Source organism: Pseudomonas sp. LjRoot277 (assembly GCF_964253845.1).
Taxonomy (GTDB): domain Bacteria; phylum Pseudomonadota; class Gammaproteobacteria; order Pseudomonadales; family Pseudomonadaceae; genus Aquipseudomonas.
Map to the genome: position 1 here is coordinate 1,053,628 of NZ_CAXURI020000001.1, position 22,495 is coordinate 1,076,122.

Here is a 22,495-nt window from a genome sequence, read left to right on the forward strand (position 1 = left end):
CACGACCTCGATAAACACGGGCGAATCGACGGTTTTGTCGGCTCGATCACTTTGGGTTGCGGTGTTGCCTGTCGTCGGCCGCCGGGTGTGGTTATAATCGACCACTTTATGAGCAAGAAGCGCGTTATGCAGCTGGTTCGAGGCCTCCACAACTTGCGCCCCCAGCATCGGGGCTGTGTCGCCACTATTGGCAACTTTGACGGTGTTCACCGTGGCCACCAGGCTATCCTGGCGAGGCTCCGTGAGCGTGCGCTCGAGTTGGGCGTGCCCAGCTGCGTGGTGATTTTTGAGCCGCAGCCGCGAGAGTTCTTCGCGCCGGACACGGCGCCGGCCCGTCTGGCCCGGCTGCGGGACAAACTGCAGCTGCTGGCCGAGGAAGGTGTCGACCGGGTCCTGTGCCTGGCCTTCAACCAGCGCTTGAGCAAGCTCAGCGCCGCCGAATTCGTCGACACTATTCTGGTGGACGGCCTCGGTGTACAACATCTTGAGGTCGGTGACGACTTCCGTTTCGGCTGCGACCGGGTAGGGGATTTCGATTTCCTGCAACAGGCCGGCGTCCTGCAAGGCTTTACCGTCGAAGCGGCGCAAACCGTGGAGCTGGACGGTATTCGCGTCAGCAGCACCCAGGTCCGCAATGCCCTGGCCGCTGCCGATTTTGCCTTGGCCGAGCGACTGCTCGGGCGTCCGTTCCGGATTGCCGGGAGGGTCCTGCATGGCCAGAAGCTGGCGCGTCAGTTGGGTACGCCCACGGCCAACATACAACTCAAGCGTCGTCGCGTGCCGCTGACCGGGGTTTACCTGGTCAACGTCGACATCGACGGCAAGACCTGGCCAGGCGTCGCCAACATTGGCGTGCGGCCAACCGTTCAAGGTGATGGCAAAGCCCACCTCGAAGTGCATCTTTTAGATTTTGCCGGCGATCTGTATGACCGGCGTTTGACGGTGGTTTTCCACCACAAGCTGCGTGAAGAGCAGCGTTTCGCCTCTCTGGAGGCGCTTAAGACGGCGATCAATGCGGATGTTGCCGCCGCCCGTGCCCTGTCGCACCTAGCGCCAATCGCTAATGAAGAGCCTTAAATGACCGACTATAAAGCCACGCTAAACCTTCCGGACACCGCCTTCCCAATGAAGGCCGGCCTGCCTCAGCGCGAACCGCAGATTCTGCAGCGCTGGGACAGCATTGGCCTGTACGGTAAGTTGCGCGAGATTGGCAAGGATCGTCCGAAGTTCGTACTTCACGACGGTCCTCCGTACGCCAACGGCACGATTCACATCGGTCATGCGCTGAACAAGATTCTCAAGGACATGATCATCCGCTCGAAAACCCTGTCGGGTTTCGACGCGCCTTATGTTCCGGGCTGGGACTGCCACGGTCTGCCGATCGAGCACAAAGTCGAAGTGACCCACGGCAAGAACCTGGGCGCGGACAAAACCCGCGAACTGTGCCGTGCCTACGCCACCGAGCAGATCGAAGGCCAGAAGTCCGAATTCATCCGTCTGGGCGTGTTGGGCGATTTTGCCAACCCGTACAAGACCATGGATTTCAAAAACGAGGCCGGTGAAATCCGCGCCCTGGCAGAAATCGTCAAGGGCGGTTTCGTGTTCAAGGGCCTGAAGCCTGTGAACTGGTGCTTCGACTGCGGTTCGGCCCTGGCTGAAGCGGAAGTCGAGTACGAGAACAAAAAGTCCTCGACCATCGACGTAGCGTTCCCGATTGCCGACGAAGCCAAACTGGCTGCCGCTTTCGGCCTGCCGTCGCTGGGCAAACCCGCTTCGATCGTGATCTGGACCACCACCCCGTGGACCATCCCGGCCAACCAGGCGTTGAACGTTCACCCGGAATTCAACTACGCCCTGGTCGACGTCGGCGACAAACTGCTGGTGCTGGCTGAAGAGCTGGTCGAGTCGTGCCTGGCCCGTTACAGCCTGGAAGGGTCGGTCATTGCGACCACCACCGGTAAAGAGCTGGAACTGATCAACTTCCGTCACCCGTTCTACGACCGTCTGTCGCCGGTATACCTGGCCGAGTACGTTGAACTGGGCGCTGGCACCGGCGTGGTTCACTCCTCGCCAGCCTACGGCGTGGACGACTTCGTGACCTGCAAGAAGTACGGCATGGTCAACGACGACATCCTCAACCCGGTACAGAGCAACGGCGTTTACGCGACGTCGCTGGAGTTCTTTGGCGGCCAGTTCATCTGGAAAGCCAACCCGGCCATCGTCGACAAGTTGACCGAAGTGGGTGCGCTGCTGCACACCAGCATCATCGAACACAGCTACATGCACTGCTGGCGTCACAAGACTCCGCTGATCTACCGCGCCACCGCGCAATGGTTCATCGGCATGGACAAAGAACCTGTGACCGGCGAAACCCTGCGCAAGCGGGCGATCAAAGCCATCGAAGAGACCAAGTTCGTCCCGACCTGGGGCCAGGCGCGCCTGCACTCGATGATTGCCAACCGTCCGGACTGGTGCATCTCCCGTCAGCGCAACTGGGGCGTGCCGATCCCGTTTTTCCTGAACAAGGAAAGCGGCGAGCTGCACCCACGTACTGCCGAATTGATGGAAGAAGTCGCCAAGCGCGTCGAAGTCGAAGGCATCGAGGCCTGGTTCAAGATGGACGCCGCGGAGCTGCTCGGTGACGAAGCGCCGCAATACGACAAGATCAGCGACACCCTGGACGTCTGGTTTGATTCGGGCACCACGCACTGGCACGTTCTGCGCGGTTCGCACCCAATGGGCCACGAGACCGGTCCACGTGCCGACCTGTACCTGGAAGGTTCGGACCAGCACCGTGGCTGGTTCCACTCGTCGCTGCTGACCGGTTGCGCCATCGACAACCACGCGCCATACCGCGAGCTGCTGACTCACGGCTTCACCGTCGATGAGTCCGGCCGCAAGATGTCCAAATCCCTGGGCAACGTGATCGCGCCGCAAAAGGTCAACGACACCCTGGGCGCCGACATCATGCGTCTGTGGGTGGCTTCCACCGATTACTCGGGTGAAATGGCGGTTTCCGAGCAGATCCTGCAGCGCAGTGCGGACGCCTATCGGCGTATCCGTAACACCGCGCGTTTCCTGCTCTCCAACCTGACCGGCTTCAACCCGGCCACCGACATCCTGCCGGCCGAAGACATGCTGGCGCTGGACCGTTGGGCCGTGGACCGCACCCTGTTGCTGCAACGCGAGTTGCAAGAGCACTACGGTGAATACCGCTTCTGGAACGTCTACTCCAAGATCCACAACTTCTGCGTGCAGGAGCTGGGCGGTTTCTACCTCGACATCATCAAGGACCGTCAGTACACCACTGGTGCCAACAGCAAGGCCCGCCGTTCGGCGCAAACCGCGCTGTACCACATCTCCGAAGCGCTGGTGCGCTGGATCGCGCCGATCCTGGCATTCACCGCTGACGAACTGTGGGAATACCTGCCGGGCGAGCGTAACGAATCGGTAATGCTCAACACCTGGTACGAAGGCCTGACCGAGCTGCCGGAAAACGTCGAGCTGGACCGCGCCTACTGGGAGCGGATCATGGCGGTGAAAGTCGCGGTCAACAAGGAAATGGAAATCCAGCGTGCGGCCAAAGCCGTCGGTGGCAACCTGCAAGCCGAAGTGACGCTGTTCGCCGAAGAGGCGCTGAGCGCCGACCTGGCCAAGCTGAGCAACGAGCTGCGCTTCGTACTGATCACCTCGACCGCTACCGTTGCACCGTTCGTTCAGGCGCCGGCCGATGCCGTGGTCACCGAAGTCAGCGGTTTGAAACTGCAAGTGGTCAAGTCGAGCCACGCCAAGTGCGCCCGTTGCTGGCACTGCCGTGAAGACGTCGGTGTGAACCCGGAGCATCCGGAAATCTGCGGTCGTTGCGTCGACAACATCAGCGGCGCTGGCGAGGTTCGTCACTATGCCTAATGCGGCTGGCCGTTTCGGACGGCTGAGCTGGCTCTGGTTGAGTTTGCTGGTCCTGGTCATCGACCAGGCCAGCAAGTTCTACTTCGAAGGCAAGCTCGAGATGTACCAGCAAATCGTGGTGATCCCCGATTTGTTCAGCTGGACCCTGGCCTACAACACGGGCGCGGCGTTCAGCTTCCTGGCCGACAGCTCCGGCTGGCAGCGCTGGCTGTTTGCCCTGATCGCGGTCGTGGTCAGTGCGGTGCTGGTAGTGTGGCTCAAGCGTCTGGGGCGCAACGAAACCTGGCTGGCCGTCGCTTTGGCGCTGGTGCTGGGTGGCGCGCTGGGTAATCTGTATGACCGCATTGCCCTGGGCCATGTGATCGATTTCATTCTGGTGCATTGGCAGAACCGCTGGTATTTCCCGGCGTTCAACTTTGCCGACAGTGCAATCACTGTTGGTGCCGTAATGCTTGCGCTGGACATGTTCAAAAGTAAGAAGACCGGAGAAGCCGTTCATGACTGAACAGGTATTGGCTGAGCAACGCATCCGCCAGAACACGGAAGTCACTTTGCACTTTGCACTGCGCCTGGAGAACGGCGACACCGTCGACAGCACCTTCGACAAAGCCCCGGCGACCTTCAAGGTCGGTGATGGCAACCTGTTGCCAGGGTTCGAAGCTGCGCTGTTCGGCTTCAAGGCTGGCGACAAGCGTACGCTGACGATTCAGCCGGAAAACGCTTTTGGCCAACCCAACCCGCAGAACGTACAGATCATCCCGCGCTCGCAGTTCAAGGACATGGAACTGTCGCCGGGCTTGCTGGTGATCTTTAACGATGCGGCCAATACTGAGTTGCCCGGTGTGGTGAAGGTATTCGATGACGAGCAAGTGACCATCGACTTCAACCACCCGCTGGCCGGCAAGACATTGACCTTTGACGTCGAGATCATCAACGTCAAATCGTTGTAACTGACCGAACACGGTCAAAATGTGGGAGTGAGCCTGCTCGCGAAAGCGGTGTGTCAGTCAACATTGATGTTGAATGTGATGACGCTTTCGCGAGCAGGCTCGCTCCCACAGTAAGAAGTTTTTTACTGTTTTCGCTATTTCTTGCGCGCAAGACACGAGGCACAGCATGCAAATCAAACTCGCCAACCCCCGTGGCTTCTGCGCCGGTGTGGACCGGGCGATCGAAATCGTCAACCGCGCCCTGGAAGTCTTCGGGCCGCCGATCTACGTGCGCCACGAAGTGGTCCACAACAAATTCGTCGTCGAAGACCTGCGTGCTCGCGGGGCGATCTTCGTCGAAGAACTGGATCAGGTGCCGGACGACGTCATCGTGATCTTCAGTGCCCACGGTGTTTCCCAGGCCGTGCGTACCGAAGCCGCCGGTCGCGGCCTGAAGGTGTTCGACGCCACCTGCCCGCTGGTGACCAAGGTACACATCGAAGTTGCACGCTACAGCCGCGACGGCCGTGAATGCATCCTCATCGGCCACGCCGGTCACCCGGAAGTCGAAGGCACCATGGGCCAGTACGATGGCAGCAATGGTGGCGCGATCTATCTGGTCGAAGACGAGAAAGACGTCGCCGCCTTGCAGGTGAACAACCCTGAAAAACTGGCGTTCGTGACCCAGACCACCCTGTCCATGGACGATACCAGCCGCGTCATCGATGCCCTGCGCACACGCTTCCCGGCGATCGGTGGCCCGCGCAAGGACGACATCTGCTACGCCACGCAAAACCGTCAGGACGCGGTCAAGCAACTGGCCGACGAGTGCGACGTGGTACTGGTGGTCGGCAGCCCGAACAGCTCCAACTCCAATCGCCTGCGTGAACTGGCCGAGCGCATGGCTACCCCGGCCTATCTGATCGACGGTGCCGAAGACCTGCAAAAGAGCTGGTTCGACGGAGTCGAGCGAATCGGCATCACTGCTGGCGCCTCCGCACCGGAAGTGCTGGTGCGTGGCGTGATCCAGCAGTTGCAAGCGTGGGGTGCTACCGGCGCCGATGAACTGGCCGGTCGCGAGGAGAACATCACCTTCTCCATGCCTAAAGAGTTACGCGTCCGCTCCCTGCTTTAACGCTTTTGCCTCCAGGGCACAGCGCCTGCTCAGCCTTATGGCTGCGCAGGCTGACGCGGCCGGTCGCGGCCAGCACCACCTGGAGCTGAGTGACCGGTTCGCGGGCTGCGCAAATGTGCAATGTCCCCGCTTGAAAGGCCCGTCCGGGCATCTGTGGCTCGCCAATACTGTTGAAACGTATGTATCGCCTGACCGGCCAATTGCCGACAATCGGCACCCGAGTGCCACTCGCGCGCTCAACCAGCAGCGGATTGCTGTTGTCCTCCGCGCCTTTACCACTGATATCCAGAATGATCCGCCAGCCCTGACTCCAGTCGTCGTTGATTCCGTGAATCACGACGCTCTGGTTGCGTGTGATGGCAACGGTTCTGGCGTTGCGTATACCGCTGATAAGCGACTGTGCCACCTGCTCGCGATGGTTCGATTCAGTCAGTGCAGCAAACGCCGGACTGACCAATAGCAGAACAATACCGACAATTGTCAGTCCCATGAGCAGTTCGATCAGGCTGAAACCTCGCTGATGCATGTCATCTCCCTCCCTGGAGTACTGCGGCTCGCGCGATCCCTGCGCGAGTTATGGCAAAACAACCGAACACCTGCCGGTCGAATGTTCTAGCGTGTAGAAGCAGGTATAGCCGACGGCAACGGAGGGCACCGATGGATCATCGTACAAAAGGTTTCACGCTGATCGAGTTGCTGATCGCGCTCGCGGTGTTTCTGGTCCTGATCACGCTGGCCGTACCGGCGTTTACCCGTTCGGTGCAAATCACCAAGGCCGACACCGAAATCGGCGATCTGCAACGCGGACTCAATTTCGCCCGACTGGAGGCTATCGACCGTGGTGTCACCACCCGGCTGCGCCCGACGGCCGGCGGCAGCGTCTGGACCGGGGAATTAACGGTCTTTGACGGTACTGGCAATCCGGCCAATGTATTGCGGGTTGTTCCAGCGATGAGCAGCGGGGCGACTCTAACGCTAACCTCGGGGGTGACTGCCATCGATTTCAACAATCTGGGTGGGTTGTCGGCACCGTCCACGGCGGTAGTGATCAGCTATGTACTGGGGGCGCAAAGCAGGACGCTGAATGTGTGTTTGAACGGACGAATTCTATTGGGTGGAAATTGCGGATGAGGGGATGGAACAAGCGTGCACAGGAGGGCATGACGCTGATCGAAGTCTTGGTTGCGTTGTTGATTCTGAGCGTGGGGCTGTTAGGGGCTGCGGCGATTCAGCTCAACGCGCTGAAGTACACAGACAGTTCGCGGATGACCAGCCAGGCCAGTTTTATCGCCTACGACATGATGGACCGAATTCGCGCCAACTCCGGTGCCGACTACACCGTCACGCCACCGACCTCAGGCAACCTGAGCGTCGCCCGGGATCAGGACCTCTACGACTTCACCACCAACATTGTCGATTTCGGCGGCGCCACTGCCACCGGAAGCGTTACGCTCAATCAGCGGGTGTACACCATCACCATCACCTGGGATGACTCGCGGGCTGCGAACATCGCCAATTCGCGGCGCAGTTTTGTCCTGACCAGTCGCGCCACAGTCGATCCGGTGTCGACACCATGAACCAGGCCAACAGAGGTTTCGGCCTGATCGAGTTACTGATCGCCCTGGCGTTGAGTTTGGTCGTGGTCCTGGGCGTGGCGCAGATTTTCATCGCGGCCAAGAACACCTATGTCAGCCAGAGCACCGCTGCCGCCATGCAGGAAGATGCGCGTTTCGTACTGAGCAAACTGATTCAGGAAATTCGCATGGTCGGCATGTTCGGATGTCTGGGGGCTATCACCGACTCGAGCTCGGCGGGTGACTTCAATGTCAGCCAGACAACGCCGATCAGTTGGGACAATGCCAACCTCAAACTGACCCTGGTGACTTCGGATGTCGGCGGCGGTGGCGGGGTACCGACCTGGACGGTGGTTTCCGATTGTCGGAACAATGCAACGGCCTACACGGGCACCCGAGTTCCGGCGTCGGGCGAGCTGGCGTTTCCGATCCGGCGCTTGATCTACAGCTTCAGCAACAATCAACTGCTGATGGGTGTCGGCACTGGCACGCCGGCTCAGGCGGTGCTGGTGAACAACGTCAGTGCCTTCAACGTGAGCTTCGGCCTCGCCAGTTCGGCCACTGATGTGGCTGCCTCCAGTTACAGCAGCAACCCCTCTGATCCGGCGCGCATTCGTAGTGTTCGCCTGACATTGACCCTCACCGACCCGAACAATCGGGTACACAACCAAACCTTCAACGTGGTTGCCGCTCTGCGCAACCGCTTGCCATGAGGGGAGGGCCGATGAGTATTTCTCCCGTGACCCCTCACACCCAGCGTGGCATGGCGCTGCTGGTTAGCCTGGTGTTTCTTCTGTTGCTGACACTGATTGGTCTTTCATCGATGCAAAGCGCCACGCTGCAGGAAAAAATGGCTGCCAGCGTGACCTTGCGCAATCAGTCGTTCCAGGGCGCCGAATCGGCGTTGCGCGTAGGTGAAAGCGCGGTGCAACTGGAGACCTATTCGTTACCGGTCTGCAGCGGCACCACCCAATGCGCGCCGCCGGCCGAGTCGTCGACAATCATCGGCGCCGGCTTAAATTCCACCTCGGGGGTAACCTGGATCGCCTCCGGCAGCGGTTTTTACGGGGTGCAGAACATCGGCACCACCCTGACCGCCGTGAATGTTCCGAGCAACACCTCGACAACGCTGTACCGGGTGACCGCAGTCGGCATCGCGGGCAACTCGCGCAGTGTGGTGGAGAGTATTTATGCAAAGGATTGAGTGGCGTGACGGGTTGTGGAGGTTGTTTTGCGGCGCGGTGTTGGGGCTTTACCTGTCGGCGCCGGCCTATGCGTTCACGCCCTCGGATTCGCCGCTGTTGAACGCCGCCGCCGTGGCACCCAACGTGATGCTGCTACTAGATGACTCGGGGAGTATGAACAGCATTATCTGGGCGGCAGGCTTCGACCCAGCGATCGCGCGCCCCCCGGTGACTATTTGCCTCTCGAATGGTACGTGCTTGAAAGGCCGGGAACTTGACATGACCGATACCAGTATCGCTTTGTCGAGTTTGAATCACGGAACATGCGTCAAGGACGGATGGTACGGTTTTTATAAGAACAGCGTTTCCGGTCTGGATTCGCTTTGCCTGAAGCTTCCTGATCCGGTAGGGCGCGAGGACACTCGCTATTCGGCGAAATACTTGTCGTATCTGATAAGCCTGGCCAACAATTCCGACCGGGATTTCACCGATGGCTCGATCCCCGATGATTACCGGATGAATGTGGCGCGCAATGTTTCCAAGGCATTGGTGGCCGGTAATCGCTCGCTGCGTATCGGCCTGGCGACGTTCAACCTGGCTGTCGGAAACCATAAGAATGACGGCGGTTACATCACCCGCTCGGTCAGTGATTTGTCGGCTGTCAGCGGCACCGTGACTCAGGCTCAGGCTGATACCAACTACAACGCATTGATCGCCGGAATCGACGAACTGAGCGCGGAGGCCAATACGCCACTGGCTGAAGCCTATTACGAGATCACCCGCTATTTCCGTGGCATGGCGCCGTACAACAACTCGACGCCCACCACCTATACCAGTCCGATTCAGTATCGCTGCCAAAGAAACTACGGGGTGGTGATTACTGATGGCCTGCCAACCTACGACCGAACCTTTCCGGCCGACGATCCTCTCGGTGGCAGCCGCTTACCGAACTGGGACGGGATCAGCAATAACGATGGCGCCAACCTCCTCGGCGACGACGATGGCGATACCCTGTATCTGGATGACATCGCCAAGTTCGCCTTCGACATCGACATGCGCTCCACGGGGACCGATGCCGCGGGCAAAAGCTGGGACGCCCTGGATTTTCCCAGGCAGAACATGAATACCTACACCGTGGGTTTTACCGCAGCAAACCAAATGCTGGCGGACGCCGCGACCTACGGGCAGGGCAAGTACTACCAGGCGACTGAAGGCGTCGGGCTCAACAGCGCACTGTCTTCGGCCCTGAGCGACATCACCTCCGGGGCCGGCTCTGGCGGCAGTGGCGTCACCAGCGGGACCACTCTGACCAGCGGTTCGAGTTACTTTCAGACCAGTTACGATCCCAAGGATTGGCGCGGCACGATCAAGTCTTACGGGTTTACCTCCGCTGGCGCGGTCAACACCGCCTCGGTGTTGTGGACAACCGATACCGCCATCGTGCCCGGTGCCACGGCGCCGACCTACCAGTCCTGGAATACCCTGACCAATTCGGCTGTGACACTGGCCTACGCCAGTTTTTCCCCTGCCCAGCAAACATCCATCAACCAGGGTTTGCCCATTGGCATCACCGGCAGCGATCTGGTGGAGTGGAGCAAGGGCGCCAACAAGGTCGGCCTGAAAGTGCGCAGTGTGCTGCTTGGCGACATCATCAATTCGCCGTTGGCCCTGGCGTCACCCACGGATAAAACCGCGTCTGATCTGTCAGGCGACACCACTTACAGCACCTATCTGGCAACCAAAGCGGCAAGCATGAATGCCAGCCTCGTGGTGAACGCCAATGACGGCTTTGTAAACGTCATCAACACAGCCAATGGCACGCGACGTTACGCTTTTATGCCGTCCAGTGTGTTGCCGTCACTGCGCTATATCGCCGACTCCACTTACATAAACGGGGTGAGCCACAAGTTTTTGGTGGACGGTCAGGTGGGCGTGTTCGATGCCCAGCTCAACAGTGCCTGGAAAACCCTCGCGTTGGGCGGGACAGGGGCGGGGGGGCGAACCTTCTATGCGCTGCAACTGTTCGACGCCTCGGCAGGTAACGTGACCAAGGCGTTGTGGGAGATCAGCGCACCGTCCACAGCAAATACGGCGAACGTTTTCAATGATCTGGGTTATGCCTACGCACGACCGGAAGTGGCACGCTTGGCCGACGGTCGATGGGCTGCATTCATCTCCAACGGTTATGGCAGCAACTCCGGGGTGGCAGCGTTGTACGTGGTCGACATTCGCGACGGCACGCTGATCAAGAAAATCGTGGTGGACGGCGCGGAGACTACCAACGGTCTGTCATCGGTAAAACTTCGGGTCAATTCGCAGAATGTGGTGCAGGCCGCTTATGGCGGCGATTTGAAGGGGCGGATGTGGAAGTTTGATTTGAGCGCTACCGCCCCGGAATCGTGGGACCTGGCGTTTTCCCGCAATCCGCTGTTTACCACCGCAGGTGGCATCACCCAGCCGATTACCGCGCAACCATTGCTGGCGGACAATTCGTTGGGGGGGACGGAAGTGTTTTTCGGTACCGGTAAATTCAATGAAATTGCCGACAAGACCAACAAAGACCTTCAGGCTTTCTATGCCGTGTGGGATGCGGAAGGTGGCTCCGGACAAATCACAACGTCCAGTTTGCAGGCACAGTCGGTGACTGGCGTGTTCTCGGGTAGCAGTGGGCAATTCATCACCACCAGCCAGAACGACGTGACCTATCCGGCGAAAAAAGGCTGGTACCTGCCGCTGGTGTACAACAACGTGCTAACCGGTGAGCGGGTGATCAATCAGGCCAGTCTGGCGGCGGGCCGGATCGTGTTCACCACGGCCAGCGTGGACACCACCGATCCTTGCGCCAGTTTCGGTACCGGCAAACTGGTCGAGCTGGATGCATTCAGCGGTAAGATGCTCAATTACGCGGTGCTCGACACCAATGGTGACGGGCTGGTCGACAGCACGGATTCGATATCAAGCGGGGTGATTTTCACCGGTGGTATTCCGACGCTGAACGCGATCGTCAACAATGCGTCCCGCAAGATTGTGAACAACTCCAGCGGTGGCATCAGCTCCCTGGTGGAAAAGCCCGGCAGCGGCGGCAGCCGTCGCATCATGTGGCGACAAATACAGTAAGTGAGAGTTTGAGGCATGCGCAGATCCAGCCGAGGTTTTACCCTGATCGAAATCATGATCGTGATTGCGATCATCGGGATCGTCATCACCATTGGCTACCCGAGCCTCACCGAGTACGTGAATAAGGGCCGCCGCACTGAAGTCGCCGGCCTGCTCTCCGAACAAGCGCAGATCCTTGAACGCTACTATTCGAAGAATAATGTCTACACCAATGCCACCGGCCTGAACGCCGGTAATGACTTCTACACCATCACCCCGACCCTGACCGATCAGACCTTCCTGCTGACGGCAGTGCGCAAGGCCGGCAAGGCCATGGCGGCTGACAAGTGCGGTGATTTCACTATCACCAACACAGGCGTCAGAAGCATGGTCAATGCGACGGCCACGACCAAGGATTGCTGGGGTCGCTGAGTTCCTTTTGCGGGCGCCTTTTGTGCCCTCTGTTTATTTAACGGTTGGATCAGAACATGACCAGGCAACAGCAAGTGGTGATTGTCGGCGGCGGCGTGATTGGCCTGCTGACGGCGTTCAATCTCGCGTCCGAAGTGCAAAGTGTTGTGCTGCTGGATCGCTCGAACGTCGGTCAGGAGTCGTCCTGGGCGGGTGGCGGTATCGTTTCGCCGCTTTACCCGTGGCGCTACAGCCCAGCGGTCACCGCGTTGGCGCATTGGTCCCAGGATTTTTATCCACAGCTGGGTGAGCGACTGTTTGCCGCCACTGGTGTCGATCCCGAGGTGCATACCACCGGGTTGTACTGGCTGGATCTGGATGATGAAGCCGAGGCGCTGGCATGGGCCGAGCGTGAAAACCGGCCGTTGCGGGCTGTGGATATCTCGGCGGCTCACGACGCAGTGCCTGTGCTGGGCAGCGGTTTTTCCCGGGCGATCTACATGGCCGATGTGGCCAATGTGCGTAATCCGCGGCTGGTGAAGTCCCTCAAGGCTGCGTTGCTGGCGCTGCCGAACGTGACGATTCATGAGCAGTGTGAAGTCAGCGGGTTTATCCGTGAAGGCGCTACGGTGGTCGGGGTGCAGACCTCGGCGGGAGCGATTCATGGCGATCAGGTGGTGCTGACTGCGGGTGCCTGGAGCGGTGATTTACTCAAGAGCCTGGATCTGGAGCTGCCGGTCGAGCCGGTGAAAGGGCAGATGATTCTCTACAAATGCGCAGCGGATTTCCTGCCGAGCATGGTTCTGGCCAAGGGGCGTTATGCGATTCCCCGGCGCGACGGGCACATTCTGATCGGCAGTACACTGGAGCATGAAGGCTTCGACAAAACACCGACCGAATCTGCCCTGGAGAGCCTGAAGGCATCGGCGGTGGAGTTGATTCCTGCACTGGCGGGTGCCGAGGTCGTGGGCCACTGGGCCGGGTTGCGACCGGGCTCGCCGGAAGGCATTCCCTACATCGGTCGGGTGCCAGGGTTCGAAGGGCTTTGGCTCAATTGCGGGCATTACCGTAATGGCTTGGTGCTGGCGCCGGCATCGTGTCAGTTGTTTGCGGATGTGATGCTGGGGCGTGAGCCGATCATTGATCCGGCGCCATATGCACCGGCGGGACGGATCTGAGACTCAATCGAGTCCCAGTTTCTTGAGCCTGTAGCGCATCGACCTGAATGAAAGATTTAACCGCTGAGCCGCCGCCGTGCGGTTCCAGCGGGTTTCTTCCAGGGCCTGGAGGATAAGGTTGCGTTCGACGTTTTCCAGGTAGTTTTCCAGGTTATCGATCTGCGTCAGGTCCGGCATACCACCTTCCGGGTTGCAGTTGCCTTCGGCCAGTCGCAGGTCGCTGGTTTCAATTTGTTTGTTTTCGCACAACGTGTGCGCCCGTTCGAGCACGTTCTCGAGTTCCCGCACGTTGCCGGGGAAGCGATAGCTTTTCAGCGCGTCGAGGGCATGGGGGTGGAGTTTTGCGGCGGGTTGGCCGGTGCTGATGGCCAGGCGTTTGAGCACATGGCTGGCGAGGGATTCGATGTCTTCACGGCGTTCGCGCAAGGGCGGCACCCGTAGTTCGATCACGTTCAACCGGTAATACAAATCCTGGCGAAAGCGTTCGGCGGCAACTTCGGTGTCGAGGTCTTTGTGGGTGGCGCAAAGGATACGCACATCGACCACGGTTTCCTGCTGTTCCCCGACACCGCGAACGGCTTTTTCCTGTATTGCCCGTAGCAGTTTGACCTGCATCGCCAGCGGCAAATCAGCCACTTCGTCGAGGAACAAGGTGCCGCCATGGGCCGCCTGGAACAGTCCGGGTTTGTCTTCGATGGCACCGCTGAAACTGCCTTTGCGATGACCGAAAAATTCGCTCTCCATCAATTCCGACGGAATCGCCCCGCAATTGACCGGGATAAAGGGTTGGCTGGCGCGCGGCCCTTGTTCATGGATCAGTCGCGCGACCAATTCCTTGCCGCTGCCGGATTCGCCGCTGATGTACACCGGGGCCTGACTGCGGGCCAGTTTGTCGATGTGTTTGCGCAGGGCGCGCATGGGCGGTGAATCACCCAGTAGCCGGCGATCGATGGCGATGCCGGTACCGCCCGGCGCAGGCAACCGAAGTGCGCTGCTGACCAGTTCTCGCAGGCGAGTGAGGTCCACCGGTTTGGTCAGGAAGTCGAAGGCGCCGGCCTTGAGGGCGTTGATCGCCGTTTCCAGGCTGCCATAAGCGGTGATCATTGCCACTGGTAATTGTGAGTGGCGTTGCTGGATGTGTTGCACCAGCTCAAGGCCGGTGCCGTCCGGCAAGCGCATGTCGGTCAGGCACAAATCGAACGTCTCTCGCGACAGCAGGGCCTGGGCTTCGCCGAGGTTGCGGGCACTGAAAGTGTCGAGTTTCATCCGGCCGAGGGTGATTTCCAGGAGTTCGCGGATATCCGGTTCGTCGTCGACGATCAGGACTTTTTGCCGTGGGCTCATGTTCAACTTTGTTTCCGTCCGTGAGCAAAAGTGATGCGAAAGCAGCCGCCGCCTTGGCGTGGTTTGAAGTCTAGGCGGGCCTGGTTGCTTTCGCACAGCTCACGGGACAGATAAAGCCCCAGGCCAGTGCCTTGGGGGCTGGTGGTGAAGAACGGTTCGAACAAGTGCACATGATGCTCCGGTGCCACGCCAGGGCCATCGTCGAGGATCTCGAGTACCGGCAGCTGGCTGTCCGGGTCGACGAACAACTTGAGCCAGACCTGCGCCAGGTCGTGATTCAAGGCGCTATGGCGCCAGGCATTGCGCAACAGATTGTCGAGAATCTGGGTCAGCTGGTCTGGATCCATCAGGGTTTTGAAGTCTCCTGAGCCGATGCGCAGGTGAATCTGCTGATGCTCGGTCGCCCCCTCGCGGGTTTCGTTGACGAACTGTTCCAGCCACGGCTTCAGATCAAGCCGTTGCGCTACGGTTTGCTGGCGGCGGGACAGTTGCAGGACGTTTTCGATTACCCGATTCATTCGCTGAGAGTGGTCTTGAATAATCTGTGTCAGACGTCGATCCGCGCGGTTCAGTTCCTCTGATTCTTGCAATAGCTGCGCGGCATGACTAACGGCGCCCAGTGGATTGCGGATTTCATGGGCGATACCGGCGGTCAGGCGACCGAGGGCGGCGAGCTTCAATTGCTGGGCTTGTTGAGCGATCTGCGCGAGGTCTTCGAGAAAGACCAGGGTCTGCTGGTGCGGGCTTTGGTCCAGGGCAATGAAGCTTGGTTGCAGCTCCAGACCACTACTGGCGACTTTCAGGCTCTGGGGGCGCAGCGTCGGATTGTTGAGCCACAGTTGCAGGCGTTCGACCAGGCTGGGCAGGTAGTCGTCGATCAGTTGGCCTGCAAGATTTTCCCGGCCTAACAGGTTCAAGGCGCTGTGGTTGGCCAGTTGAACCCGCCGCTTGTCGTCGAGTACCAGGATGCCGGTACGCATGCGTTGCAGGATCAGTGCGTTGAGGGCTTCGAGGCCGACGACTTCGCTGGCCCGTTGTTCGGCGAGGGTTTCGCTGACCTCCAGGCGTCGGCTCAGCCCTTGCACCAGCAATGCCGCCGCAAAACACAGGGCGCCGAGCGTGCCGACTTGCAGGTAATCGTTGGGGGTAGCGGGATGGCTGAAACTCAGGAGGAAGCTCAACCCGACGATGCCAAGTGCGCCGACGGCGGCAATCAGCAGTCCGATGCGCCCTCGCAACAAGGTGTTACTGATGGCTACCGATACGATCAGCAAGTTGCCGATGGCGCTGGCCACACCGCCGGCGGCGTAGAACAGAGCGCACAGCAGCAGGACGTCGGTCAGCGCCAGGCTGAACAGTTGCGCCGGGCGCCGGGTATTCCCGAGGAATACCACCAGCAGGATATTCAGCACCAGGTAAAACCAGCTGCCACTGCGCAGCAGGTCGTCATTGCTGAACGTCAGCAGCTGGTTGTCCATGTTGCTGGAGATCAACAGCACCAGGGTGATGCCGATGCTCAAACGGTAAAGGTGATAGAGGCGCAGCAGTCGCTGGGCCTGTTTGCTGCCGGGACTGGAGGTCTCAGCGATCACTGGAGCCCGGGCCTTGCTCAAGATGAGCCTGGCTGCAATACCACTGTTGTTGAAGGCTCAGCGCGCGGTCGCGTGGCAGGTGTACGCCGCAATGGGCGCAGCGGACCATCGGGGCCGCTTCCAGCTCGGCAGAGGACTTGGGCACGGAGGCCTGGCCCTTGAACTTGCGCCAGAACCATACCGCAGCGGCAATCAGGGCGATCCAGAACAGTAAACGAAGCATGATGAGCAGCTATTCGACGAGTGATGAGCCAGTTTAGCCAAGGACATGACCAGCGCACAGCGTAATCATCGAGCCCATAAAAAAGGAGCCTCGAAAGGCTCCTTTTTGTACAACCCGATGCGTCAGTCAAACACGCCGAAGGTCATGTAGCTGAACCACGAGCGGTCGCTGTTATTGGCTTCGGACTCGTGTTCCTCTTCTTCGATCACGTCGCCATTTTCATCTTTAGGCTTGAGATCGTTCGGAATCGCGTCCTTGGCGTCCTGGAATTGCTTCTGCACGTCCTGGTTAGCGCGGGTTTCGCCCGGCGGCAGCGGTGGACGGGATTCGATCAGGCCCAGGGTGGCCTTGCTCAACCACGACCGGTTGTCGGCTTCGGCCACCGAAGGCTGGAACTGACCGTCGACCAGGCTTGGATGGTTCGGGTAGTTGAGCTTCAGGGTTTCGAGGCTGGTGGCGGCCAGGTCGTCCAGGTGCAGACGCTGGTAAGCCTCTGTCATCACCGCCAGGCCGTCACCGACCGAAGGGGTTTCCTGGAAGTTTTCCACCACGTAGCGACCACGGTTCGCGGCGGCGACATAGGCCTGACGGGTCAGGTAGTAGTCGGCAACGTGAATCTCGTAGGCCGCCAGCAGGTTGCGCAGGTAGATCATGCGCTGCTTGGCGTCCGGCGAGTAGCGGCTGTTGGGGAAGCGGCTGGTCAGCTGGGCGAACTCGTTGTAGGAGTCGCGAGCGGCGCCCGGGTCACGCTTGGTCATGTCCAACGGCAGGAAGCGCGACAAGAGGCCGACGTCCTGGTCGAAAGAAGTCAGACCCTTGAGGTAATACGCGTAATCCACGTTCGGGTGCTGCGGGTGCAGGCGAATGAAGCGCTCGGCGGCGGACTTCGCAGCTTCAGGCTCGGTGTTCTTGTAGTTGGCGTAGATGAGCTCGAGTTGAGCCTGATCAGCGTAGCGACCGAACGGATAACGCGACTCCAGCGCCTTCAGCTTGGCTGTGGCGGCGGTGTAGCTATTGTTGTCCAGATCGTGCTGAGCCTGCTGGTACAGCTCGACCTCGCTCAGGTTTTCGTCTACGACTTCCTTCGATGAGCAAGCAGCGGTCAATGCGAGGATGGCGATCAGCAGCAGGTGTTTCACTTGCATGGCGGCTTGCGTCCCTATGACGGCCGCTGTCTTGGGCGGGGCCGTCCTGTTATGATGAGCGCCCCGTTGATAAGCCTCGGGGCAAAAGACGCCGTATTTAACCACAAGCGCGCAGCCGAAACCAAAGGCTGTGCCGACGCCTAGTCTGAGCATGTCCGATAAAATTGAACTTCGCGCAGAGGTGCCGTCCGAATTGGGCGGCCAACGCCTCGATCAAGTCGCCGCACAATTATTCGCTGAGCACTCGCGCTCGCGCCTTTCCGCCTGGATCAAAGACGGCCGCCTGACTGTGGATGGGGCGGTTATCCGCCCGCGAGACATTGTTCACGGTGGTGCCATTCTTGAACTCACTGCCGAGCAGGAAGCTCAGGGCGAATGGATCGCTCAAGACATCGAGCTGGACATCGTCTATGAAGACGACGACATCCTGGTGATCAACAAACCCGCGGGTCTGGTGGTGCATCCTGCCGCCGGTCACGCTGATGGCACCTTGCTCAACGCCTTGCTGCACCACGTGCCGGACATCATCAATGTGCCCCGCGCCGGTATCGTGCATCGCCTGGACAAGGACACCACCGGTCTGATGGTGGTGGCCAAGACCATTCAGGCGCAGACACAGCTTGTCACGCAATTGCAGAGCCGCAGCGTAAGCCGGATCTACGAGTGCATCGTGATCGGTGTGGTAACTGCCGGCGGCAAGATCAACGCGCCAATCGGTCGTCATGGTCAGCAACGCCAGCGCATGGCCGTGATGGAAGGTGGCAAGCAAGCCGTCAGCCATTACCGCGTGCTCGAGCGTTTCCGCTCCCACACTCACGTTCGGGTGAAGCTGGAAACCGGTCGTACGCACCAGATTCGTGTGCATATGGCTCACATCAACTTCCCGTTGGTCGGAGATCCTGCCTACGGCGGTCGTTTCCGTATTCCGCCGGCAGCCAGTGTGACCATGATCGAATCGTTGAAGGCATTCCCGCGTCAGGCGCTGCATGCGCGGTTCCTGGAGCTGGATCACCCGACTACCGGTAAACGCATGAGCTGGGAATCGCCACTGCCGGACGATTTCGTCTGGTTGCTGACGCTGCTCAAGCAAGACCGCGAAGCGTTCATCGGATGAGTGACTGGCTGATTCCCGACTGGCCTGCGCCTGCCGGGGTGAAAGCCTGTGTGACCACCCGTGCGGGCGGCGTCAGTCTGGCGCCGTTCGACAGCCTCAACCTCGGCGATCACGTCGATGACAGCCCCGAAGCTGTTGCCGAAAACCGCCGTCGCCTCACCGATCATTTTTCTATTCAGCCGGCCTGGTTAAAGCAGGTTCACGGCATTGCTGTGGCCCACGCAGACCCAAGCCTTACGGCCACTGCCGATGCCAGCTGGACGGCAACGCCCGGTATCGCCTGCACGGCGATGACCGCGGATTGCCTGCCGGCATTGTTTTGCGACCGTGCCGGCACTCGCGTAGCAGCGGCTCATGCCGGATGGCGCGGGTTGGCGGCAGGTGTGCTGGAAGCGACTCTAGACACGCTGGCCGTGCCACCAGAAGAAGTGCTGGTCTGGCTCGGTCCGGCCATTGGCCCGCAAGCCTTTGAAGTCGGTCCGGAAGTGCGCGAAACCTTCGTCGAGCAATTGCCCGAAGCCGCCAAAGCCTTTGTGCCGAGTGCCAATGCTGGCAAATTCATGGCTGATATCTATGAGTTGGCGCGTTTGCGTCTGGCGGCTCGAGGTGTCACCGCTGTTTATGGTGGCGGTTTCTGCACCGTGACCGATCCTCGCTTCTTTTCTTACCGCCGCAGCCCACGCACCGGCCGGTTTGCCTCTCTTGTCTGGCTCGAGCGCTAGACTTCGCTGATCTGCATCAACTGTTTGACGCTTGAATCTTCCAGAATCGACCGCATCTATAACGGTATCTGGCAGGTTTCTTCATTCAGGATGTTTTATAGGTCCGGCCTGCTCAAAAGGAAGGTGACCCATGCGTATAGACCGTTTAACCAGCAAATTGCAGTTAGCCTTGTCCGACGCCCAATCCCTGGCCGTCGGCCTCGATCATCCGGGCATTGAACCGGCGCACTTGATGCAAGCCATGCTCGAGCAGCAGGGTGGTTCGATCAAACCCCTGTTGATGCAGGTGGGCTTCGACGTCAACAGCCTGCGTAAAGAGCTGACCAAAGAGCTCGACCAACTACCAAAAATCCAGAACCCGACCGGCGACGTCAACATGTCGCAGGATTTGGCGCGCCTGCTCAATCAGGCCGATCGTCTGGCCCAGCAGAAGGGCGACCAGTTCATCTCCAGCGAGCTGGTGTTACTCGCCGCCATGGACGAGAACAGCAAGCTCGGCAAATTGTTGCTCGGTCAGGGCGTCAGCAAGAAAGCCCTGGAAAACGCGATCAACAACCTGCGCGGTGGTGAGGCCGTCAATGACGCCAACCACGAAGAGTCGCGTCAGGCGCTGGATAAATACACCGTCGACCTGACCAAGCGTGCCGAAGAAGGCAAGCTCGATCCGGTGATCGGCCGTGACGACGAAATTCGCCGGACCATTCAGGTCCTGCAACGCCGTACCAAGAACAACCCGGTGCTGATCGGTGAGCCGGGTGTGGGTAAAACCGCCATCGCTGAAGGCCTGGCCCAGCGCATCATCAACGGCGAAGTGCCGGATGGACTGAAAGGCAAACGCCTGCTGTCCCTGGACATGGGGTCGCTGATTGCCGGTGCCAAGTACCGCGGCGAGTTCGAAGAGCGCCTCAAATCCCTGCTCAACGAGCTGTCGAAGCAGGAAGGGCAGATCATTCTGTTCATCGACGAACTGCACACCATGGTCGGCGCCGGTAAAGGCGAAGGCTCGATGGACGCGGGCAACATGCTCAAGCCGGCGTTGGCGCGCGGTGAGCTGCACTGCGTTGGCGCGACCACGCTCAACGAGTACCGCCAATATATAGAGAAGGATGCAGCCCTCGAACGGCGCTTCCAGAAAGTGCTGGTGGACGAGCCGAGCGAAGAAGACACCATCGCGATTCTGCGTGGCCTGAAAGAGCGCTACGAGGTTCACCACAAGGTGGCGATCACCGACGGCGCGATCATCGCTGCGGCCAAGCTCAGTCATCGCTATATCACTGACCGTCAGCTGCCGGACAAAGCCATCGACCTGATCGATGAAGCGGCCAGCCGCATCCGCATGGAGATCGACTCCAAGCCCGAAGTGCTCGATCGTCTGGAGCGTCGTCTGATTCAGCTGAAGGTGGAATCCCAGGCGCTGAAGAAAGAAAGCGACGAAGCCGCGATAAAACGTCTGGAAAAACTCCAGGAAGAAATCGTCCGCCTCGAACGTGAGTACTCGGACCTGGAGGAAATCTGGAACGCGGAAAAAGCCGAAGTTCAGGGTTCTGCGCAGATCCAGCAGAAAATCGAACAGTCCCGTCAGGAACTGGAAGCTGCCCGCCGCAAAGGCGACTTGAACCGCATGGCCGAGTTGCAGTACGGGATCATCCCGGACCTGGAGCGCAGCCTGCAAATGGTCGACCAGCACGGCAAAACTGAAAACCAGTTGCTGCGTAGCAAGGTGACCGAAGAAGAGATCGCTGAAGTCGTTTCGAAGTGGACCGGTATTCCGGTGTCGAAAATGCTCGAAGGCGAGCGCGACAAGCTGATGAAGATGGAAAGCCTGTTGCACCAACGTGTAATCGGCCAGGACGAAGCGGTGATTGCCGTTTCCAACGCGGTGCGGCGTTCCCGTGCCGGGTTGTCGGATCCGAATCGCCCGAGCGGCTCGTTCATGTTCCTCGGCCCGACCGGTGTCGGTAAAACCGAGCTGTGCAAGGCGCTGGCCGAGTTCCTCTTCGATACGGAAGAGGCGATGGTGCGGATCGACATGTCCGAATTCATGGAAAAACATTCCGTGGCTCGTCTGATCGGCGCGCCACCAGGCTACGTAGGCTATGAAGAGGGCGGTTACCTGACCGAGGCGGTGCGTCGCAAGCCTTATTCGGTGATTCTCCTGGACGAGGTCGAGAAGGCCCACCCGGACGTCTTCAACATCTTGCTGCAAGTGCTGGAAGATGGCCGCCTGACCGACAGTCATGGCCGCACGGTGGATTTCAAAAATACCGTGATTGTCATGACCTCCAACCTTGGGTCGGTGCAGATCCAGGAACTGGTCGGTGATCGAGAGGCGCAACGTGCGGCGGTGATGGATGCGATTTCCACGCACTTCCGGCCGGAGTTCATCAACCGGGTCGATGAAGTGGTGATCTTCGAGCCGTTGGCTCGGGATCAGATCGCGGGCATTACCGAGATCCAGTTGGGTCGTCTGCGCAGTCGCCTGACCGAGCGCGAGTTGAAGCTTGAGCTGAGTCCGGAAGCGATGGATAAGCTGATCGCTGTCGGTTACGACCCGGTGTACGGCGCACGGCCGCTCAAACGAGCGATCCAGCGCTGGATCGAGAACCCGCTGGCACAGCTGATTCTGTCGGGTCGATTCATGCCCGGCGATACCGCCAAAGGTGTCGTGGAAAACGACGAAATCGTTTTCGTCTGACGCTCGGCGGCAGTGCAATAAAAGAAGGCCTCGCATTGCGAGGCCTTTTTTTCGCCAGGCTGTTGAACTGAAAGGAAAAGGCTTGTAAAGTGCGCCCCGCAGTAAGTCGCCCTGAAGGGTTCCAGCTCCCCAAGCAGGAATCTGAAATAAGTTGCAAATCATTAACTTGAAAGCAATTTAGGGGGTTGACAGAGGTGCTTAAGATTGTAGAATAGCGCGCCTCAGACACACGAACGCAGCGATG

Annotated in this window: 20 protein-coding genes; 15 read left to right on the forward strand and 5 right to left on the reverse strand. The window is 59.5% G+C overall.

Features of this window, described 5'->3' with window-relative positions; all coding sequences use genetic code 11:
* Positions 1 to 126 precede the first annotated feature (126 nt).
* The 5 genes from ribF to ispH all read left to right on the forward strand — a co-directional run bounded on the left by ribF (position 127) and on the right by ispH (position 5,973).
* Positions 127 to 1,077 carry a bifunctional riboflavin kinase/FAD synthetase gene (ribF, locus tag ACSQ87_RS04990; protein WP_008154932.1) on the forward strand — a complete coding sequence of 317 codons (951 nt, stop codon included), beginning with the start codon at positions 127 to 129 and terminating at the stop codon, positions 1,075 to 1,077.
* Positions 1,078 to 3,909: an isoleucine--tRNA ligase gene (gene ileS / locus ACSQ87_RS04995; protein WP_223431650.1), complete on the forward strand. Its 2,832-nt coding sequence runs from the start codon at positions 1,078 to 1,080 to the stop codon at positions 3,907 to 3,909.
* Positions 3,902 to 4,414, forward strand: a complete 513-nt coding sequence (gene lspA, locus ACSQ87_RS05000) for a signal peptidase II (protein WP_033054294.1) — start codon at positions 3,902 to 3,904, stop codon at positions 4,412 to 4,414. Before ileS ends, lspA begins: the two co-directional genes overlap by 8 nt.
* Before the next feature lie 7 nt (positions 4,415 to 4,421).
* Positions 4,422 to 4,859 (forward strand): FKBP-type peptidyl-prolyl cis-trans isomerase, encoded by a 438-nt coding sequence (fkpB, locus tag ACSQ87_RS05005; RefSeq protein WP_176471593.1) that lies wholly within the window; start codon positions 4,422 to 4,424, stop codon positions 4,857 to 4,859.
* 166 nt (positions 4,860 to 5,025) lie between these two features.
* A complete protein-coding gene (gene ispH, locus ACSQ87_RS05010; RefSeq protein ID WP_033054296.1) occupies positions 5,026 to 5,973 on the forward strand; it encodes a 4-hydroxy-3-methylbut-2-enyl diphosphate reductase in 948 nt (315 codons plus the stop codon).
* Here the strand turns inward: ispH and ACSQ87_RS05015 are convergent.
* The gene (locus ACSQ87_RS05015) at positions 5,942 to 6,499 is read right to left on the reverse strand and encodes a GspH/FimT family pseudopilin (RefSeq protein WP_436273466.1); all 558 of its coding nucleotides are present in this window, start codon (positions 6,497 to 6,499) and stop codon (positions 5,942 to 5,944) included. The two genes, ispH and ACSQ87_RS05015, sit on opposite strands and share 32 nt — an antisense overlap.
* Positions 6,500 to 6,630: 131 nt before the next feature.
* On the opposite strand from ACSQ87_RS05015, the gene ACSQ87_RS05020 reads away from it, so the two are divergent.
* The 7 genes from ACSQ87_RS05020 to thiO are packed head-to-tail and all read left to right on the forward strand — an operon-like array spanning position 6,631 to position 13,416.
* Positions 6,631 to 7,104, forward strand: a complete 474-nt coding sequence (locus ACSQ87_RS05020; RefSeq protein ID WP_150658195.1) for a GspH/FimT family pseudopilin — start codon at positions 6,631 to 6,633, stop codon at positions 7,102 to 7,104.
* Positions 7,101 to 7,550 (forward strand): type IV pilus modification protein PilV, encoded by a 450-nt coding sequence (pilV, locus tag ACSQ87_RS05025; protein ID WP_150658194.1) that lies wholly within the window; start codon positions 7,101 to 7,103, stop codon positions 7,548 to 7,550. The genes ACSQ87_RS05020 and pilV overlap by 4 nt, the downstream gene beginning before the upstream one ends.
* Positions 7,547 to 8,260: a PilW family protein gene (locus tag ACSQ87_RS05030; protein WP_436273467.1), complete on the forward strand. Its 714-nt coding sequence runs from the start codon at positions 7,547 to 7,549 to the stop codon at positions 8,258 to 8,260. Before pilV ends, ACSQ87_RS05030 begins: the two co-directional genes overlap by 4 nt.
* An 11-nt stretch (positions 8,261 to 8,271) precedes the next feature.
* Positions 8,272 to 8,751: a pilus assembly PilX family protein gene (locus ACSQ87_RS05035; RefSeq protein WP_436273468.1), complete on the forward strand. Its 480-nt coding sequence runs from the start codon at positions 8,272 to 8,274 to the stop codon at positions 8,749 to 8,751.
* Complete coding sequence (locus ACSQ87_RS05040) at positions 8,738 to 11,848, forward strand: pilus assembly protein (RefSeq protein WP_436273469.1); 3,111 nt, start codon at positions 8,738 to 8,740, stop codon at positions 11,846 to 11,848. The genes ACSQ87_RS05035 and ACSQ87_RS05040 overlap by 14 nt, the downstream gene beginning before the upstream one ends.
* Before the next feature lie 15 nt (positions 11,849 to 11,863).
* Entirely contained in the window at positions 11,864 to 12,259 is a 396-nt protein-coding gene (locus ACSQ87_RS05045; RefSeq protein WP_223431645.1) for a type IV pilin protein, read from the forward strand.
* Positions 12,260 to 12,315: 56 nt separating this feature from the next.
* Positions 12,316 to 13,416: a glycine oxidase ThiO gene (gene thiO / locus ACSQ87_RS05050; protein WP_223431644.1), complete on the forward strand. Its 1,101-nt coding sequence runs from the start codon at positions 12,316 to 12,318 to the stop codon at positions 13,414 to 13,416.
* A gap of 3 nt (positions 13,417 to 13,419) precedes the next feature.
* Here thiO and ACSQ87_RS05055 read toward each other — a convergent pair whose 3' ends face one another.
* The 4 genes from ACSQ87_RS05055 to ACSQ87_RS05070 all read right to left on the reverse strand — a co-directional run bounded on the left by ACSQ87_RS05055 (position 13,420) and on the right by ACSQ87_RS05070 (position 17,720).
* Positions 13,420 to 14,760, reverse strand: a complete 1,341-nt coding sequence (locus ACSQ87_RS05055; RefSeq protein ID WP_223431643.1) for a sigma-54-dependent transcriptional regulator — start codon at positions 14,758 to 14,760, stop codon at positions 13,420 to 13,422.
* A gap of 2 nt (positions 14,761 to 14,762) precedes the next feature.
* Positions 14,763 to 16,352: a sensor histidine kinase gene (locus ACSQ87_RS05060; protein ID WP_436273470.1), complete on the reverse strand. Its 1,590-nt coding sequence runs from the start codon at positions 16,350 to 16,352 to the stop codon at positions 14,763 to 14,765.
* Positions 16,342 to 16,575: a PP0621 family protein gene (locus ACSQ87_RS05065; RefSeq protein WP_008154904.1), complete on the reverse strand. Its 234-nt coding sequence runs from the start codon at positions 16,573 to 16,575 to the stop codon at positions 16,342 to 16,344. Before ACSQ87_RS05065 ends, ACSQ87_RS05060 begins: the two co-directional genes overlap by 11 nt.
* Before the next feature lie 122 nt (positions 16,576 to 16,697).
* Positions 16,698 to 17,720 carry an outer membrane protein assembly factor BamD gene (locus tag ACSQ87_RS05070; RefSeq protein ID WP_150658187.1) on the reverse strand — a complete coding sequence of 341 codons (1,023 nt, stop codon included), beginning with the start codon at positions 17,718 to 17,720 and terminating at the stop codon, positions 16,698 to 16,700.
* 151 nt (positions 17,721 to 17,871) lie between these two features.
* Here ACSQ87_RS05070 and rluD point away from each other — a divergent pair, with 151 nt between their 5' ends.
* The 3 genes from rluD (at position 17,872) to clpB (ending at position 22,251) form a co-directional block, all read left to right on the forward strand.
* The gene (gene rluD / locus ACSQ87_RS05075) at positions 17,872 to 18,834 is read left to right on the forward strand and encodes a 23S rRNA pseudouridine(1911/1915/1917) synthase RluD (protein ID WP_046048807.1); all 963 of its coding nucleotides are present in this window, start codon (positions 17,872 to 17,874) and stop codon (positions 18,832 to 18,834) included.
* On the forward strand, positions 18,831 to 19,556 hold the full coding sequence (pgeF, locus tag ACSQ87_RS05080) for a peptidoglycan editing factor PgeF (RefSeq protein ID WP_223431641.1): 726 nt from the start codon (positions 18,831 to 18,833) through the stop codon (positions 19,554 to 19,556). The genes rluD and pgeF overlap by 4 nt, the downstream gene beginning before the upstream one ends.
* A gap of 130 nt (positions 19,557 to 19,686) precedes the next feature.
* Positions 19,687 to 22,251, forward strand: coding sequence for an ATP-dependent chaperone ClpB (gene clpB, locus ACSQ87_RS05085; RefSeq protein ID WP_436273471.1), 2,565 nt, complete (start codon positions 19,687 to 19,689; stop codon positions 22,249 to 22,251).
* Positions 22,252 to 22,495: the final 244 nt, after the last annotated feature.

Bases quoted from the DNA above. Each gene is read 5' to 3' on its own strand.
- ACSQ87_RS05070 (WP_150658187.1), bottom strand. From the start codon at position 17,720: ATGCAAGTGAAACACCTGCTGCTGATCGCCATCCTCGCATTGACCGCT.
- ACSQ87_RS05055 (WP_223431643.1), bottom strand. From the start codon at position 14,760: ATGAGCCCACGGCAAAAAGTCCTGATCGTCGACGACGAACCGGATATC.
- ispH (WP_033054296.1), top strand. From the start codon at position 5,026: ATGCAAATCAAACTCGCCAACCCCCGTGGCTTCTGCGCCGGTGTGGAC.
- ACSQ87_RS05030 (WP_436273467.1), top strand. From the start codon at position 7,547: ATGAACCAGGCCAACAGAGGTTTCGGCCTGATCGAGTTACTGATCGCC.
- ACSQ87_RS05040 (WP_436273469.1), top strand. From the start codon at position 8,738: ATGCAAAGGATTGAGTGGCGTGACGGGTTGTGGAGGTTGTTTTGCGGC.
- rluD (WP_046048807.1), top strand. From the start codon at position 17,872: ATGTCCGATAAAATTGAACTTCGCGCAGAGGTGCCGTCCGAATTGGGC.
- ileS (WP_223431650.1), top strand. From the start codon at position 1,078: ATGACCGACTATAAAGCCACGCTAAACCTTCCGGACACCGCCTTCCCA.
- pgeF (WP_223431641.1), top strand. From the start codon at position 18,831: ATGAGTGACTGGCTGATTCCCGACTGGCCTGCGCCTGCCGGGGTGAAA.
- ACSQ87_RS05045 (WP_223431645.1), top strand. From the start codon at position 11,864: ATGCGCAGATCCAGCCGAGGTTTTACCCTGATCGAAATCATGATCGTG.
- clpB (WP_436273471.1), top strand. From the start codon at position 19,687: ATGCGTATAGACCGTTTAACCAGCAAATTGCAGTTAGCCTTGTCCGAC.
- pilV (WP_150658194.1), top strand. From the start codon at position 7,101: ATGAGGGGATGGAACAAGCGTGCACAGGAGGGCATGACGCTGATCGAA.
- lspA (WP_033054294.1), top strand. From the start codon at position 3,902: ATGCCTAATGCGGCTGGCCGTTTCGGACGGCTGAGCTGGCTCTGGTTG.
- ACSQ87_RS05035 (WP_436273468.1), top strand. From the start codon at position 8,272: ATGAGTATTTCTCCCGTGACCCCTCACACCCAGCGTGGCATGGCGCTG.
- ACSQ87_RS05015 (WP_436273466.1), bottom strand. From the start codon at position 6,499: ATGCATCAGCGAGGTTTCAGCCTGATCGAACTGCTCATGGGACTGACA.
- ACSQ87_RS05020 (WP_150658195.1), top strand. From the start codon at position 6,631: ATGGATCATCGTACAAAAGGTTTCACGCTGATCGAGTTGCTGATCGCG.
- ribF (WP_008154932.1), top strand. From the start codon at position 127: ATGCAGCTGGTTCGAGGCCTCCACAACTTGCGCCCCCAGCATCGGGGC.
- ACSQ87_RS05065 (WP_008154904.1), bottom strand. From the start codon at position 16,575: ATGCTTCGTTTACTGTTCTGGATCGCCCTGATTGCCGCTGCGGTATGG.
- thiO (WP_223431644.1), top strand. From the start codon at position 12,316: ATGACCAGGCAACAGCAAGTGGTGATTGTCGGCGGCGGCGTGATTGGC.